The following is a 15,485-nucleotide window of genomic DNA, read 5'->3' on the forward strand; positions in this document are numbered from 1 at the left end:
CTTCGGTAGGTGCGCTCGTTGATTTGACTGGTGTGTTCACTGTTTTTGAAGCTTTGTTTTTGCTCTTCTGAGCGGGTAGGCGCTATCAGCTCAAACCTGTCCGCCACCCGCGTCCTGATTGCGCAGCACCACCTCAAACACTTGGCTGTCATGTACGCTGGCATCCGTACAGGCGTGGCTGGCAATGTGAGCTTGCTGTTTTGTCGATGTTGATGTGATTCTTGTAGCCGTAGTGGTTTTACCCGCCTTTTTTAGGCTAGCGTGCATCCGTGTCTTTATCGGCACAGGGACAAAAGGGGCATCAATAATCTGGCTGCTTTTGGTGTCAATGCACTCAAGGATGGAGCGAAATATCTCAGTTGATGATGACATTGAGTCGCTCCAGTGGATCTCCAGTTTTGCTTAGGCTGTCGTAGCGGTTCTCAAGGTCGAAGAGGTTGTTTTGCATCGGGCGGTTGTCAGTTTTGGCTCAGATAATGTAAAGTTCCAGACCAAACTTTCGAGGACCGAAATTCAAGGGAATTTATAGAAATGCCCTAAAGATTGTGATGGTATGGATTGTACAGAAATTGTGTCAAGTAAACATAATGTTGCGGTAGCATTTTTGCATGGAATCACGTGCCAGAATTGCACTATGGAAAATTGATTGCAAACTCCATTTGATGGTGCTTATACCGGCCACATGAGGTTTGAGGTATAAATCTACTGCTCTCAACTATCCCTGTCTGCCCATCCTGCGATACTGTACAGCCTCGGCGATGTGAGAAGCAAGGATGTTTTCGTTGCCTGCCAGATCGGTAATCGTGCGCGCCACTTTCAGTACGCGGTGATAAGCGCGTGCAGATAAATTCAGACGACTGATGGCTTGTTGCAATAGTACTGCACCTTGTGCATCGGGTGCACAAAGAACGTCAATCTCGCTGACCGTGAGTTGTGCATTCGGTTTGTTCTGGCGGATTAATGCATGTTGCCGCGCGGCGTTTACACGTGCTTGAATATCACTATTTGATTCTCCATCAGCTTGTTTGAGCAAGGTTTCCTGTGGCACTGCGGGAACTTCGATCTGAATGTCTATGCGATCTAATAGCGGACCAGAAATTTTGCCGCGATAGCGCGCAATTTGATCGGGCGTGCAACGGCACTTGCCGTTGTAATGACCAAGATAACCGCATGGGCAGAGACGCGTTGCCTTTTTGCCATTTGTCCAAGTGAACTTTAACATATTGAGAAAAAAGCCTTTTGATTTTGTCCCTCATACTTTGGGCGAGTATATCAAGAAAAAACGGCTGGAGTTGGGGCTCACCCAGAAAGAGGTGGGAAAAATGCTCGGTGTAACATCATTTACTGTTTTGAACTGGGAAAAGGGTAAAACGGAGCCGCTTCCCCATTTCATATCGGGAATTAATTTGTTTCTTGGTGTTGTAAATATCAAATATAATCACATTGATTAAACTTGATTATAAGGATGCCTGCCATGAATACAAAAGTGCTAACTGCGCATGTCCCGATACCTCTTGCCGAGAAAGTTGATCAAATCGCTGCTCGCATGGAGCGTTCGCGTGGCTGGGTTATGAAGCAAGCATTGTCCGCTTGGGTAGATCAAGAAGAAGAGCGTCGGCGATTGACCTTGGAATCGATGGCTGACATTGAAACAGGGCAGGTTATCGACCATCAGTTTGTTCAAGCTTGGGCTGAAAGCCTGAGTACCGACACTCCTTTGCCGGTACCGCGTTGATGAAATTGAAATGGACGAGCAAGGGATTGTCCGATTTAGTCAGGTTGTATGAGTTTCTCTCGCCGCTGAATAAAAAAACCGCAATAGCTACGGTACAAGTATTGACAGCAGCTCCTGCAAAACTTCTGGCACAGCCTCGTATTGGAGAAAAGCTGGAAGAGTTTGAGCCGCGTGAAATACGTCGCATTTTGGTGGGACATTATGAAATACGTTACGAAATTCAACAGTCCACTATTTATGTACTACGACTCTGGCACACACGAGAGAATCGCTAGATTGCCGAGCTTACCTTCGCGAGTGGCCGCTTACACAAAACTAATTAACCCTCATTCAGTATTTTCCAACTCAGGTATGAGCCTGAAGCGGTTACGGACTTGGTGATTTGATGGTGCGGGTTGGTCGGGTTAAACATAAAGTTTAATGGATTTCTGCTAATCGGTTTTGAGTTTATTTTTTATGATTCCAGTCTCAAGAATTGGGGTTTTTCCGGTGTCGTTTTTCGATCAGTTATGCCCGGCGTTTTGGTTTTACAAAACCTTCAAATAATTCACTCCTGGCGCGTTGCATTTCCTGGGCCGCAGCCAAGTCTATTTTAGACTTCGCAAGCGCCTGCAAAGCTTCCAGCGTGATGCCCTTTTTGAGGGTGACCCAACCCTTTGTCTTCAACTGCACCCAGCACTCCAGCGGAGTCTTCACATCCTCGTTTTTATAGCGCTTTATGATTTTGCCTTTCGGGCTAATGATCTCGGTCGCAAACATGCACGGGCGGTGAAAATTGAGCCATGGATTGAACGTTTCCTGATAGAACGCATTGATGGGTTTAGCGTACTTCTGGGGGATATGTTCGTAGTCCATGTGCATGCGCACCACACTGGCATTCTTGCTCTCTGCCAGCGCGTTATTGTTACTGTGGCGCGAGCGCGATTTGGTTTGTTCGATGCGCAGTTTCTCAAGGATTCTCGCCACTGGGCCGTTGATGTACTCGGAACCGTTGTCCGAGTGAAAGCCCAAAATCACAAACGGGAATTGTTCGATGATTAACTCCAGTACGGGCAACAAAAATGCCTCGCTGATACCCTGCACGCACGCCTCGACTTGCCACTGGCTCACAGCGTCAACGCAGGTGATGTGATATACGCCCTTGATGCCGTCAAGATCGCCCTGGTGGACGGTGTCGATACGCACAGAACCGACCCTCCCATTGGGGCGTGGCACTTTGCGTACTCCGATGGAATTGCGCACCGGATGGGTCTTGATGAAAATCACCCGCAAGGCTTGATAACCCGTGCTTTTGCGCAGGTGCGAAACAGACAACGTAGATAGCCGCTCATAACGTGTATCGCCATAGACGCTGTAAGCACGCGGCAAGCGGTGCGCTATTGCCGGGCCACACGCGTCTTCATTGGCTTTGTCCCTCTCGACGAGCAGTGCGATATCGATAGCCGTGTATTTGCGCGCAAAGGGAGCCGTAGGCGCACGATAGCGTTTGGACAGGGGTACGGCAGCTAAACGGTTTGTGAACCACTGCGTGACCAGACGGGTGACCTGCGCAAGGCTGTAGCCGCTGGTGACTGGCAGATACTTCAGCAGCACACCTTTCTCTCGCTTGCCTTGTCTGGGGTAGTCAAAGCGCTTGAGCACGCGGCTAATGTGCTCGTAGCGCTCGCTGTCGTCACCAGACTTTGTGAACTCAATCTGGGTGCAGCCATTGAGAAATTGCTCGATCTGTTCAATCGCACAAAGCCGTGTTTCGTTCATGTTGATCATCATCCTGGTAATGATCAACCCACATCTTTAAATCAACCTCAGATTCCTCGCTTCAGACTCATTCCTCGTTGGAAATACGGCTTTCGTTCAGGCTCATACCACATTGGATAAGGCTCTTTATGTACGCTTTGATGCTATGGTGAGCAAATAATGCGTATTTCTTTCACCTGCTTTGTCAGAGTGAAATGAATTACCCCGCGGCAAGCCGCGGGGTATCAGAACAGCGCCAGTTAACGATCCTCGTGTATCTTTGTGTATACCTTACCTTGACCACTTACATACTTCATAATCATCTCTTCGTTACCATGCTTCCCAACGCTACTTGCAAAATATCCGCTTGTCCAAAACTCTCCACCCCACAATTGCTTCTTGACCTCTGGACATCTACGAAATATCTCTCGTCCCGTTATACTCTTAATTACTCTGACCACCTCTGACACTGACTTGGTGGGTACACTTTGCACCAAAAAATGAACATGCTCTTCATCCGCACCTATCTCTAAAAATTTGATCTCATACCTCTTCTCTATCTCAATACATACGTCTCTTAACCCATCCTCTACCTTTTTACTGAATACCATCCGACGATACTTCGCTGGACACACTATGTGGTACAGCAATACCGTTACATTATGCTTCTTAATGAATGTATTCACTCATCCATCCAGTTTAAGTCAAAGTCAAAGGCAAAGTCGCGGCAAGCCGCGAGGAATCATACCCAAGAGATTGATCTCCAAGAGTTCACGGCAATCTATCAAGAAGAAGTTGGCGAAATGCTTTCACGCGCAGAAGCAAGTGAAGTTGCTTTCTGTTTGGTCAACCTGGACATGCAACTCACCAAGGCACTACTCAGTGAACAAAAGGATGTCCTTAAACTGATGGAGGTGGGGCATTTCCAGTCTCAATTTCGGATTTTATAGCCAATTAACAAAAAACACCCCAGCAGGATCAATGCAGTACCTATCCTTCATTTGGTAGTTCGTAATCCAGCTCTTCATTCATACCGTCGATCATGAGGGGTTTCATTCTCCATGTCCAAAATCATTGGCTACATCACGATTAGTAGCGTTCCATAAGCGTCGTTTTATGGACACAGGCGGTGCAGATGAAATAGGCAAGTTCTGACATAAAGAACCCTATCGTCTACAGGCGTTATGTAATGTTGCCCCTTTCTGGTGTCCATAGCATCGGCCCCATCACTGCGACGATTATGCCATCATGGCACGGAGATGATTTGTTTACCCGGAATCCTCGTTCTATGTCCGTCTAGGGTCACTTCGAAATAGTACTCTATAGGTCCAACAACGTCATGCAAGGCACGCGATATGCGGAATTCATACCACTGCATCGACTCATTGCTGGAAATAATATGTCCGGATACCTTATGAATCTGATTAGATCCGGTCGAATTGTAAAACATAATTACATCAGTATAGCGTCCATGAATCGGACCCCCTCCCCCCCAAACCGTAAGCCTCAGTCCGAGGCGAACCGACCCGTCAGGCTCAATAACAGGAGACGGTTGATCAGAACCCCCACCACCTGGCTCGAAGTACGGCAGAGCCCAACACGTAATTCCGACGACAGCAACGAAGACTGCGAGGAATGTCCGCAATAGAGTTGATCGCTTGATACGCATTGACATACAGCTTTAATATTAATTAAATGATGTTTTTATAGTAAAGGAGGACGCAATAGATGTCAAAGCAAGGTTGGTAGGAAATTGATTACAAGGATTTGTCAATCAGCCCTATTACTGTAGTTCATGATAATCGTTACGCGATTGATTGGTTCCCCGACAGCGAAGGCGTGAATAACTCACGAGATGGGACGCTCAGGTGATGAGGCATGAGCTCGTGCACCAGCGAAGCGATATCAAGTTCGCCGAGTGCTAGATGCGAATCAATTAGTCCGTCGACATTTATGCGTACAGCACTCGGAGTTGCGACAGCCATATATAGATTGGCGACTTCTCGATCAGTTTGGAGAAGAACTTTATCCAAACTGAGTTCCCCGAGCTTGGCCAGATTTTCTTGGACAGAGCCGCGACTGACTAATACGAGAGTGATTTCAAACCCTGACTCCTGTTCAAGTAGTGCTAAGCGAGGCAACATAGCGGTGCATGGACCGCATCCCGGGTCAGAGAACACTAGTAGCACCGGTTTTCTTATAACCAGCAAATCATCAAGCGAGACTGTACCACCGCGCAGGCGCGGCAAAGAAAAATACGGCGCTAGTGTACCGACATCTAGTCCCTGAGCAGTCGAAATAGGCTTGGGCACGGGTCCGATCCCGGCAGCTTCCAGTCGCAGCTCTAAGTTGTCGATGCGAAGCATCAAGCGTCCTTGCTGGTGGGTGAGCGTCAAAATTATCCAGCCCCCGATGCCTATAAGCGCAACAAACAGTCCAACTAGCATTGTTGAGACTCCAAGGCTGGCGAACACGCCACTTAACCATGCAGCAATGCTCAGGTGCTCGAATTGAGCACCGTATAGCGCCAGAAACAGACTACAAGCAATCAATCCGACGTTGCGCAGCAACGTGACTGCGTTGATTGGTTTGGCATTGGCCCCGAAACAGTTGCATGCTGGGTGCCTTCCCTGCGCGAGATTGAAAGTGATTGCTAACGTAAATGCAACCAGCAATAGCAACGAGGCGACGCTAGTCCACCAGACCGTACTGCTCGGGATCAGTAACATAGCTAGACTCAGCTCGACGAACGGTAATGCCATCCCAATTGGTTTCCGAAGGCTATACGGGACGCCGAAGTCGATCAACCCTTCCTTGAAGCCTTGAGGGTTGCTGAGTTTGGCGATACCTGCGGTGATGAATACGGCAATGAGAATAAGCCTCGCAGTAACTAACAGCTCGTTGATGCTCACGACAACCAACGGGCTATCTATCACCTGAACGTACCTCCACCCATGGTCGGCCAGCTCGCAATCTTCGAAGACCGGGATACTACGAGAGCCGGAGTCACATCACCGCACAGAGGACCGCAGACACCGACGCTTCCTCCGCAACAGCTCGTTGCTGCACATCCGTAACCTGGCGGGCAGCCAGCGCTAGAGGAGCATGGCGTCAACCCAGCACAAGGCGTGCTTCCAGGGATGCATGCGCCGTCACCCTCAGGGGTTGAGAAGCAAAGGCAATCAGGATTATTACCCGAACAACTTGGCAGATTCCCGCAAGATCCTCCAGCACAAGGGGTAGTGCAAGAATTGGTGCTACAGCAATCGCAAGATTGCTTTTGCGCTCCGTCGTAATAAGTCTGCCCAAGATTATTAACGAAGCTGTAATACGTGTCCGCCGTCGATATGCACATTCCTCGCTTTTTACTCTGCAAGAAGCCATTACCGGGATAGGCAGTATTACATGCCGCCCTCAAGGAGTTCTGAAAATCAGTGTCACATGTGACCTTGGCACTATTACATTTGTCATAGCAACAGTCATGGACATTGCAGGAAGGGCGAAAATCCGCCGCCAAAAAACCATTTGGAACCCCTACGCCACCATTGCCTCCGCAGCCATTTGGAATGCAAGTATGAGTGGCATTGGGTACCTTGCTTGGGCACCGTGTCAAATCCGCGATTGGGTTTTTCTGAACGACGCCCGTCGGCGTGCAGCACGCAAGTTCCGGGTTATACGGCGTACCGTTGCACAGGCAATTCGCGCCCGCCCATGCTGTCTTAATGCCAAACTTAGCCAGAGCGATACCAGCTAAGCCGGCCACTGCGGTTTTAAGAACTTCACGTCGTGATAAAGAACCCGCCATGGATCGTACAAGGTTGTCGAATAAGTCATCGGCGCTAAGGCTGCTGCCCTGCCGCGTTGAAACTGGATCATCAACGGTTGACTCATGTGCAGAAATGTCCCGGACGGCAACATGTTTGCGCAGTCGAGCGTTAAAATTACTCATTAGTCCTCCTCTGATAGAAGCTCAGTCTGCCTGCACGCTTGCCGTAGCTTACCCTACAGCGTGCGGCGGGGTGTAACGACGACGTCTGGGGCAACCAGCCCGCTCTCGTCCGTGTCTTGCCTCCAAGATGTCAGCACATATGGTGTTGACTCCGAATACCCTGTGGGGCTTTGAATCTGAAACCCTCCCAATGTATCACCGGGACGCACATGATTTGGGTATGGGAAATTCTCGTCAGCAGCGATCCAGCCTACATACGTTGCGTTATCGGTTTCCACGATCCAGCCCGGCGGAGTCCCAGTTACTATTACAGGCGCAGCGATCGTCAGCGAAAAGCCAGCCAGAAACTGCTGAGAACTTTCCGGTTCATCGTTGTAAATGGTGTAGTTCCAAGTTGAAGTTTGGACGAGTGCTTGAACACGTGCTCTCAACAAATCCACGGGGTAAGCACTTGGTACGGGAATGGTCACATACCGGTTGACTGAGAATCCGATCTGTGATCCCTCTGCCCCGTAGAACCCACGAACCGTTAGTAAGTACTTCTGACCTGGAATTAGGCCAAGCGCTCCGAAGCGCGCATTCGTCGCACCGTTATTGCCCGCGGCCAAATTCCCCACAAAAACCGGAAAAGATACAGGGCTCAGCCGTGGTGCAGATGCAACTGTAAAGCCCGTGATAAAGACATTCGGCGCAAATTCAGTTCCACCATTTATTAGGGGCATAGAGACAAACAGTTCAATCCCAGTATTGATCAGAGTTGGCGCTGCGCTAACTAGCTTTGGCGAAACGATAGTTATAGCCATATTGACCTCCCTACGCGTGCCTTATGCCAATTGCCCTTGTCTGCAATAAGCCGACGATGGAAAGCGACGAGAAGTATTATGAACCCCAAGGTAAAAAGGGCGGTAGTCGACGGCTCGGGGACATTACTGGTTACACCATTGACCGCGACAGTAACGTTGATGGTATCGGTCAAATTGCCGTTCATATCCTGTAACAACACCTGAAGTTCCCTAATGCCCGACGCCGCGAGTAGATTTACATCAACGTTAAAGAGCGCTACATTAGCGGAGAACGTGAAATCGGGCAGGGTGAAAGGTATTGTGCCCAACACTTGATTGGGCGACAGAACGTTAAAGTCGAACGCCAAGAAGTCTAGGAATAAATCGGTGGATTCGAGAATATGCCCAGTTCTATTGGTGATAACTCCCATAAAGATAACTGTGTCTCCCGGTGCTGCGGACACAGTAGGATTGGTAATCGACCATTCCAATGGCGTAGCGTAGGAGGCTACAGATACCGCAGTCCCTGCAATTAGGATCAAAACTCGAAGCATCAGAGAACGTAAACCGACATAGATCATATAACCCTCCCGCTTTATAATAACTTAGTGTTGACCCTCTGTGTCTAGATATGCCGGATTTTGCTGACAATCTGTGATCACCGGTGAAGCGTCTAGTAGGTGGGCTTTCATGCTTCAAAAGCCAACCTTGGTTACTGCTCGGATCGGGGCGTATTGTTCGATAAATTTGAATGAGCCATTGTTTCTCTAATGTAAATATATCAATAACCTGACGAGATATATAAAATCAATTCTTCCCGGCGAATATGGCCGTTTACACAAGGTTACTTACACCTAAGCCAACCTATTTTTAATTCCCCTTACAATAAATTATGTTTAAAACTAATTTATGAAAAAAGCTTTAAGTACAATATATTAAGCAAATTACATGCCAATAATGCACTATCAATAACAAGTTATTGATTTAATATTATTATTTATTTAATCAAATTAACATGGCAATCTTCATAGCATACCTCAATGTAATAAATTCCGACAAAAAAAGCGCCAGGAGGGCGCTTGAATAGCGACTTATTTGTCTTTATCCCAGATCGTCCATTGGCGCAGTACATCGTTGAAAAATAAGGAAAATAGGTAATGGATACAATAAAAATCCCATTTTTTTATTGAATTCATGGTTCATAATGGACGATCTGAATTTTAAAGCATACCTCAAAGTGTAATGAATTCAGACAACGGACATATCTGAGACAAGAGATTGCTTTATAGTTTCGAACGACACAACAAACCCCCAATGGCAATCAAAAACGGGGGTAATTTACATAAAGAGCCTTATCCAATGTGGTATGAGCCTGAACGAAAGCCGTATTTCCAACGAGGAATGAGTCTGAAGCGAGGAATCTGAGGTTGATTTAAAGATGTGGGTTGATCATTACCAGGATGATGATCAACATGAACGAAACACGGCTTTGTGCGATTGAACAGATCGAGCAATTTCTCAATGGCTGCACCCAGATTGAGTTCACAAAGTCTGGTGACGACAGCGAGCGCTACGAGCACATTAGCCGCGTGCTCAAGCGCTTTGACTACCCCAGACAAGGCAAGCGAGAGAAAGGTGTGCTGCTGAAGTATCTGCCAGTCACCAGCGGCTACAGCCTTGCGCAGGTCACCCGTCTGGTCACGCAGTGGTTCACAAACCGTTTAGCTGCCGTACCCCTGTCCAAACGCTATCGTGCGCCTACGGCTCCCTTTGCGCGCAAATACACGGCTATCGATATCGCACTGCTCGTCGAGAGGGACAAAGCCAATGAAGACGCGTGTGGCCCGGCAATAGCGCACCGCTTGCCGCGTGCTTACAGCGTCTATGGCGATACACGTTATGAGCGGCTATCTACGTTGTCTGTTTCGCACCTGCGCAAAAGCACGGGTTATCAAGCCTTGCGGGTGATTTTCATCAAGACCCATCCGGTGCGCAATTCCATCGGAGTACGCAAAGTGCCACGCCCCAATGGGAGGGTCGGTTCTGTGCGTATCGACACCGTCCACCAGGGCGATCTTGACGGCATCAAGGGCGTATATCACATCACCTGCGTTGACGCTGTGAGCCAGTGGCAAGTCGAGGCGTGCGTGCAGGGTATCAGCGAGGCATTTTTGTTGCCCGTACTGGAGTTAATCATCGAACAATTCCCGTTTGTGATTTTGGGCTTTCACTCGGACAACGGTTCCGAGTACATCAACGGCCCAGTGGCGAGAATCCTTGAGAAACTGCGCATCGAACAAACCAAATCGCGCTCGCGCCACAGTAACAATAACGCGCTGGCAGAGAGCAAGAATGCCAGTGTGGTGCGCATGCACATGGACTACGAACATATCCCCCAGAAGTACGCTAAACCCATCAATGCGTTCTATCAGGAAACGTTCAATCCATGGCTCAATTTTCACCGCCCGTGCATGTTTGCGACCGAGATCATTAGCCCGAAAGGCAAAATCATAAAGCGCTATAAAAACGAGGATGTGAAGACTCCGCTGGAGTGCTGGGTGCAGTTGAAGACAAAGGGTTGGGTCACCCTCAAAAAGGGCATCACGCTGGAAGCTTTGCAGGCGCTTGCGAAGTCTAAAATAGACTTGGCTGCGGCCCAGGAAATGCAACGCGCCAGGAGTGAATTATTTGAAGGTTTTGTAAAACCAAAACGCCGGGCATAACTGATCGAAAAACGACACCGGAAAAACCCCAATTCTTGAGACTGGAATCATAAAAAATAAACTCAAAACCGATTAGCAGAAATCCATTAAACTTTATGTTTAACCCGACCAACCCGCACCATCAAATCACCAAGTCCGTAACCGCTTCAGGCTCATACCTGAGTTGGAAAATACTTAAAGGCGCAATGGTATGGATTGTGCAGAAACGGTGTCAAGCGAATATCATTTTGCGGCAACATTCTTGCATGGAATCACATGCCAGAATTTCACCATGGAAAATTCATTATGATCGCCTTGGATGGTGTTCATGTCGGCCAAAAATGAGATTGCGGTATAAAGATGCTGTTCCAAACTAACCCTGTCTGCCCATCCTGCGATACTGAACAGCCTCGGCGATGTGAGAAGCAAGTATGTTCTCGCTGCCTGCCAGATCGGCAATAGTGCGCGCCACTTTCAGTACGCGGTGATAAGCGCGCGCCGATAAATTCAGGCGGGTGATGGCTTGCTGCAATAGTGCGGCGCCTTGTGCATCGGGCGCGCAGAGAACGTCAATCTCGCTTACCGTAAGCTGTGCGTTCGGTTTGTTCTGGCGGGTTAATGCATGTTGCCGCGCGACGTTTACACGTGCTTGAATATCACTATTTGATTCTCCATCAGCCTGTTTGAGCAAAGTTTCTTGTGGCACCGCAGGAACTTCGATCTGAATGTCTATGCGATCTAACAGCGGACCAGAAATTTTGCTGCGATAGCGTGCAATTTGATCGGGGGTGCAACGGCACTTGCCGTTGTAATGACCAAGATAACCGCATGGGCAGGGGTTCATTGCAGCAAGTAACTGAAATTGCGCGCGGAAATCTGCGCGGCGCGTAGCGCGCGAGATGGTGATGCGTCCACTCTCCAGTGGCTCGCGCAGCACTTCCAGTACATGGCGCTCAAATTCCGGCAATTCATCAAGGAACAGCACGCCGTGCATTGCGATAGAGATTTCACCGGGACGCGGATTGCTGCCGCCGCCGACCATAGCTACAGCTGATGCGGTGTGGTGCGGTGATCGGTACGGTCTTGTTTTCCAGCGGCTTACATCAAACATGCCGCCTAACGATTGCATGGCTGCACTTTCCAATGCTTCAGCTTCAGTCATTTGCGGCAGGATGCCGGGGAAACGCGCTGCCAGCATCGATTTACCGGTGCCGGGCGGACCGCACATCAGTACGCTATGACCACCAGCAGCGGCAATCTCAAGCGCGCGCTTGGCTTGCCCTTGACCTTTCACTTCGCGCATGTCGGGATAGTCTGGCATAACAGGCTGTGCACTGGCGATTTGACGGGTGAGTGTAGAGCGGCCAGATAAATGCGCCGCTACCTGCAACAAAGATTGCGCAGGATACACCGCTGCATCTTCTACCAGCGCCGCTTCGACAGCATTTATTTCGGGAAGAATAAATGCCCGCCCGTTGGATGCTGCGTGATAGGTCATTGCAAGTGCGCCGCGTATCGGTCGTAGTTCGCCGGTAAGCGCAAGTTCACCGGCAAATTCATATTCGGCAAGGCGATTTGAGGGTATTTGTCCAGATGCGGCGAGAATGCCTAGCGCGATGGGTAAATCAAAACGTCCGCTTTCCTTGGGCAGGTCGGCTGGCGCGAGATTAACGGTGATGCGGCGGCTGGGAAATTCAAACTGGCAAGTGAGTAAGGCCGCACGGACGCGATCCTTACTTTCTTTCACTTCGGTTTCCGGCAGGCCGACAATGGTGAAGCTGGGTAGACCGTTGGCCAGATGTACCTCGACCGTGACCAGTGCGGCATCCATGCCGGAGAGGGCGCGGCTATATAAAACCGCGAGGCTCATTTATTTATGGGTTACGCTGTGCTTCAAGGGCGGCGATTCGGGCTTCCAGTGCCGTTAATTTTTCAATTGTGTGTGATAACAGTTGGGTTTGCACATCGAACTCTTCGCGTGTCACCAGATCCAGTTTGGTAAAACCCTGCGCCAGCAAGGCGCGGGCATTCTTCTCAACATCTTTTGCTGGGCTGTTAGCCACCGCTTTGCTTAACTTGTCGGAAATTTCATCAAGGAATTTTGTATTGAACATTATGTCTCTCCATACTTATGCATGAGGTATATAGTGTAGCAAACTTTGTTTGAGCTATAGTTGTGTCTGAATAATTGAAGTATAAGAAATACCGCATCAAATATTCGCGGTACCTTACCGTGATTGCTACCATAATGTCCAGCGCGAAAGTCAGAATGAGATGTGCTTTATGACACATCGTTGTTCTTCCAACGCCGACGATTAATGGCATAATCCGTCACCTTACCGATGAATGGCAACATTAAGATGCTCGGCAGCCAAACACAGTGACTGGCCTCACGAAAAGTGCTGATGCCAATAGCCATATCCTCGTGCCTCGCGCGCGGCTGATCGCGGTAGGTGCCGAAGAGCCGATCCCACATGGACAGATTAAAAGCGAAGTTGCTATTGGTTTCATCCTCCTCGATAGAGTGATGTACACGATGCATGTCAGGCGTCACCAAAAGCAAGCGCAGCAATCTGTCCAGCGCTGGAGGCATACGCACATTGCCGTGGTTGAATAGGGAGGTGGCGTTGAGCAATATCTCGAAGAGCACCACCGCCACCACGGGCGGGCCTAGTACCAGGATCACTGTAGCCTTGATCAGCATGGACAGCATGATCTCGATGGGGTGAAAACGTATACCCGTTGTTACATCGATATCGAGATCGGCATGATGCACACGATGCAGGCGCCACAGCAACGGCACGGCGTGGAACATCACGTGCTGGAGATAAATGACGAAGTCCAGTAACACGACCGAGACTAGCACGGCCATCCACAACGGGATGGCGAAATAATTCAACAGCCCCCAGCCCTGCTGGGTGGCAAATGCTGCCACTCCCACCGCTGCAGCCGGGAACAGCGCGCGTACTAAAACACTGTTGAGTACCACCAGCGCAAGGTTATTTGCCCAGCGCAAGAGCTTGGACACAGTGGGCCGACGTCGTGGCGCGGCAAACTCCCACAGTGTCATGCTGCAGAACATACACAAGAAGCAGACTAGGCGAATGGCAAGTTCATGTTGCAGCATGAATGCGTTCATAACAGAAATTCCTTTGTTTCATCGTAGCTTGGCTTGACATTTGTACCATGCGCTTACTTTGCATGTTTGTGCAATTAAACACGAGTATCTTCCAACCAGCAGGAGGGAAATTTATTTCGTCCGCATATTTTCAATCATAGATATATCCATAGAACAAAAACGGTACCATTTTTAAGCGCCCCACCCAGCCTGATAAGGTGTGACATCGAATGGTTGCTTTGCACCCGTGATTTCATTTGACAGAATTTCGGCGCTGGCCGGAGCCATGGTCACGCCATAACGAAAATGCCCGCTATTGAGGTAAAGATTGTCCAGCTGCGGATGCCGTCCGATGGTGGGGATATTGTGCGGCGAAGCGGGACGCAGTCCGGCCCAGTGTTGCACCAACGACATGTCGCGCAGGGATGGCAACAATTTTTGGGCACGTTGCCACAGCATGTCGCGTGCCTCACGAGTGGTGCGCTGGTTAAAACCTACGTCCTCCAACGTGCTACCGATCAGTAGGTGCCCATCACGACGCGGGATTAAATATAAATCGTTTTGCAATACAATATGACGGAGTGGCGATACATCGAATTTGAACAACAGCATCTGCCCGCGCATCGGCTTAATGTCTAAGCGTAGCGCATGTCGTCCCAATACTTCCTTGCTCCACGCTCCAGCGGTAACGACATACCCCTGTGCATTAAACTTGCCACTGGACGTGGTGAGTGTTTGTACGCGTTCATTTTCGACCACAATATCGCTTACTGCACATTTTTCGATGATATGCCCCCCAAGCGATTCCACATGCTGACGCAAGGCGCGTAATAACCTGGGATTGCGTACCTGAGCGACTTCCGGCAAGTAGAGTGCATCGCCTTGTGCGAGCAGGTTATAGTCTGTGGCACGGACTTGATGTATTGGATAAGTACTATGCGCCGCGCACCATTGCTCTGCTGTCTGCGCATCAAATGGTGGCAAAACCAGCATTCCGCTTACCTCATATTCTGGATCTATGCCAGTAGCTGCATGCAATTCTTGTGCCCATGCCGAAAAGAGCTCTGCGCCACGAGTGATTAGGCGGGTAACTTCATCGGGATAATTCCACGGACACAGCGGCGACAAAATGCCGCCACCTGCCCAAGATGCTTCCTGGCCGACCTCACCGCGCTCCAGCACGGTCACTAGCGCACCTTGCTGCAGTAAACGTTGCGCAGTCGACAACCCAGCTATACCGCCCCCAATGATTAAAAAATCGGAATTCAAGTGTCTAATCATTGACTAGGTTCACTTTCAAGCCCGGCATAATAAAACGGTTGGCTGGTACATAAAAATCTCCCAACGGTTAGTTATTTTGTAATAAAAAACTGATTGATTGTAAATCATAAGATATTGGTTTTATAGCTGCTACAAAAGACATTCCAAATGTATTGAGGGCGTGTGTAATTGGGGATTACGG

15 protein-coding genes and 2 pseudogenes are annotated in these 15,485 nt (G+C 49.2%); 5 read left to right on the plus strand and 12 right to left on the minus strand.

What is annotated here, in order from left to right; genetic code table 11:
* Positions 1–90: 90 nt before the first annotated feature.
* On the minus strand, positions 91–372 hold the full coding sequence (locus W01_RS00265; RefSeq protein ID WP_173051687.1) for a hypothetical protein: 282 nt from the start codon (positions 370–372) through the stop codon (positions 91–93).
* A 343-nt stretch (positions 373–715) separates the two neighbouring features.
* Positions 716–1,177, minus strand: a pseudogene (locus W01_RS00270) (ATP-binding protein); the annotation flags it as partial.
* A gap of 46 nt (positions 1,178–1,223) precedes the next feature.
* Here W01_RS00270 and W01_RS00275 point away from each other — a divergent pair.
* The 3 genes from W01_RS00275 to W01_RS00285 are packed head-to-tail and all read left to right on the plus strand — an operon-like array spanning position 1,224 to position 2,010.
* On the plus strand, positions 1,224–1,451 hold the full coding sequence (locus W01_RS00275) for a helix-turn-helix domain-containing protein (protein ID WP_173051689.1): 228 nt from the start codon (positions 1,224–1,226) through the stop codon (positions 1,449–1,451).
* Positions 1,452–1,474: 23 nt separating this feature from the next.
* Positions 1,475–1,735, plus strand: a complete 261-nt coding sequence (locus W01_RS00280; RefSeq protein ID WP_173051690.1) for a CopG family ribbon-helix-helix protein — start codon at positions 1,475–1,477, stop codon at positions 1,733–1,735.
* Positions 1,735–2,010 (plus strand): type II toxin-antitoxin system RelE/ParE family toxin, encoded by a 276-nt coding sequence (locus W01_RS00285; RefSeq protein ID WP_173051691.1) that lies wholly within the window; start codon positions 1,735–1,737, stop codon positions 2,008–2,010. Before W01_RS00280 ends, W01_RS00285 begins: the two co-directional genes overlap by 1 nt.
* Positions 2,011–2,242: 232 nt before the next feature.
* On the opposite strand, the gene W01_RS00290 is transcribed toward W01_RS00285, so the two are convergent.
* The 4 genes and pseudogenes from W01_RS00290 to W01_RS14575 all read right to left on the minus strand — a co-directional run bounded on the left by W01_RS00290 (position 2,243) and on the right by W01_RS14575 (position 6,989).
* On the minus strand, positions 2,243–3,493 hold the full coding sequence (locus W01_RS00290) for an integrase catalytic domain-containing protein (RefSeq protein ID WP_173051692.1): 1,251 nt from the start codon (positions 3,491–3,493) through the stop codon (positions 2,243–2,245).
* Between the two features lie 239 nt (positions 3,494–3,732).
* Positions 3,733–4,162: pseudogene (tnpA, locus tag W01_RS00295) on the minus strand (IS200/IS605 family transposase).
* A gap of 1,115 nt (positions 4,163–5,277) precedes the next feature.
* Positions 5,278–6,408, minus strand: a complete 1,131-nt coding sequence (locus W01_RS00300) for a MauE/DoxX family redox-associated membrane protein (protein ID WP_173051693.1) — start codon at positions 6,406–6,408, stop codon at positions 5,278–5,280.
* A complete protein-coding gene (locus W01_RS14575; RefSeq protein ID WP_445082553.1) occupies positions 6,405–6,989 on the minus strand; it encodes a hypothetical protein in 585 nt (194 codons plus the stop codon). The genes W01_RS00300 and W01_RS14575 overlap by 4 nt, the downstream gene beginning before the upstream one ends.
* Between W01_RS14575 and W01_RS13975 the strand changes: the two genes are divergently transcribed.
* Positions 6,954–7,226 (plus strand): hypothetical protein, encoded by a 273-nt coding sequence (locus W01_RS13975; RefSeq protein WP_242006986.1) that lies wholly within the window; start codon positions 6,954–6,956, stop codon positions 7,224–7,226. The two genes, W01_RS14575 and W01_RS13975, sit on opposite strands and share 36 nt — an antisense overlap.
* 248 nt (positions 7,227–7,474) lie before the next feature.
* On the opposite strand, the gene W01_RS00310 is transcribed toward W01_RS13975, so the two are convergent.
* Both W01_RS00310 and W01_RS00315 read right to left on the minus strand, forming a co-directional pair.
* The gene (locus W01_RS00310) at positions 7,475–8,224 is read right to left on the minus strand and encodes a hypothetical protein (RefSeq protein WP_173051695.1); all 750 of its coding nucleotides are present in this window, start codon (positions 8,222–8,224) and stop codon (positions 7,475–7,477) included.
* Complete coding sequence (locus W01_RS00315) at positions 8,215–8,757, minus strand: PEP-CTERM sorting domain-containing protein (RefSeq protein WP_173051696.1); 543 nt, start codon at positions 8,755–8,757, stop codon at positions 8,215–8,217. The genes W01_RS00310 and W01_RS00315 overlap by 10 nt, the downstream gene beginning before the upstream one ends.
* A 918-nt stretch (positions 8,758–9,675) precedes the next feature.
* Here W01_RS00315 and W01_RS00320 point away from each other — a divergent pair.
* A complete protein-coding gene (locus tag W01_RS00320) occupies positions 9,676–10,926 on the plus strand; it encodes an integrase catalytic domain-containing protein (RefSeq protein WP_173051692.1) in 1,251 nt (416 codons plus the stop codon).
* Between the two features lie 352 nt (positions 10,927–11,278).
* Here W01_RS00320 and W01_RS00325 read toward each other — a convergent pair whose 3' ends face one another.
* The 4 genes from W01_RS00325 to thiO all read right to left on the minus strand — a co-directional run bounded on the left by W01_RS00325 (position 11,279) and on the right by thiO (position 15,304).
* Positions 11,279–12,775 carry a YifB family Mg chelatase-like AAA ATPase gene (locus tag W01_RS00325; protein ID WP_173051697.1) on the minus strand — a complete coding sequence of 499 codons (1,497 nt, stop codon included), beginning with the start codon at positions 12,773–12,775 and terminating at the stop codon, positions 11,279–11,281.
* 4 nt (positions 12,776–12,779) lie between these two features.
* Positions 12,780–13,019, minus strand: coding sequence for an accessory factor UbiK family protein (locus W01_RS00330; RefSeq protein ID WP_173051698.1), 240 nt, complete (start codon positions 13,017–13,019; stop codon positions 12,780–12,782).
* A gap of 167 nt (positions 13,020–13,186) precedes the next feature.
* Positions 13,187–14,044 (minus strand): sterol desaturase family protein, encoded by an 858-nt coding sequence (locus tag W01_RS00335; RefSeq protein WP_173051699.1) that lies wholly within the window; start codon positions 14,042–14,044, stop codon positions 13,187–13,189.
* Between the two features lie 171 nt (positions 14,045–14,215).
* Positions 14,216–15,304, minus strand: a complete 1,089-nt coding sequence (thiO, locus tag W01_RS00340) for a glycine oxidase ThiO (protein WP_173051700.1) — start codon at positions 15,302–15,304, stop codon at positions 14,216–14,218.
* Positions 15,305–15,485 lie beyond the last annotated feature (181 nt).

The sequence above is a fragment of the Candidatus Nitrotoga sp. AM1P genome, from assembly GCF_013168275.1.
In the GTDB taxonomy this organism is placed as follows: domain Bacteria; phylum Pseudomonadota; class Gammaproteobacteria; order Burkholderiales; family Gallionellaceae; genus Nitrotoga.

Bases quoted from the DNA above. Each gene is read 5' to 3' on its own strand.
- W01_RS00265 (WP_173051687.1), bottom strand. From the start codon at position 372: ATGTCATCATCAACTGAGATATTTCGCTCCATCCTTGAGTGCATTGAC.
- W01_RS00280 (WP_173051690.1), top strand. From the start codon at position 1,475: ATGAATACAAAAGTGCTAACTGCGCATGTCCCGATACCTCTTGCCGAG.
- W01_RS00285 (WP_173051691.1), top strand. From the start codon at position 1,735: ATGAAATTGAAATGGACGAGCAAGGGATTGTCCGATTTAGTCAGGTTG.
- W01_RS00290 (WP_173051692.1), bottom strand. From the start codon at position 3,493: ATGAACGAAACACGGCTTTGTGCGATTGAACAGATCGAGCAATTTCTC.
- W01_RS13975 (WP_242006986.1), top strand. From the start codon at position 6,954: ATGGACATTGCAGGAAGGGCGAAAATCCGCCGCCAAAAAACCATTTGG.
- W01_RS00310 (WP_173051695.1), bottom strand. From the start codon at position 8,224: ATGGCTATAACTATCGTTTCGCCAAAGCTAGTTAGCGCAGCGCCAACT.
- W01_RS00315 (WP_173051696.1), bottom strand. From the start codon at position 8,757: ATGCTTCGAGTTTTGATCCTAATTGCAGGGACTGCGGTATCTGTAGCC.
- W01_RS00320 (WP_173051692.1), top strand. From the start codon at position 9,676: ATGAACGAAACACGGCTTTGTGCGATTGAACAGATCGAGCAATTTCTC.
- W01_RS00325 (WP_173051697.1), bottom strand. From the start codon at position 12,775: ATGAGCCTCGCGGTTTTATATAGCCGCGCCCTCTCCGGCATGGATGCC.
- W01_RS00330 (WP_173051698.1), bottom strand. From the start codon at position 13,019: ATGTTCAATACAAAATTCCTTGATGAAATTTCCGACAAGTTAAGCAAA.
- W01_RS00335 (WP_173051699.1), bottom strand. From the start codon at position 14,044: ATGAACGCATTCATGCTGCAACATGAACTTGCCATTCGCCTAGTCTGC.
- thiO (WP_173051700.1), bottom strand. From the start codon at position 15,304: ATGATTAGACACTTGAATTCCGATTTTTTAATCATTGGGGGCGGTATA.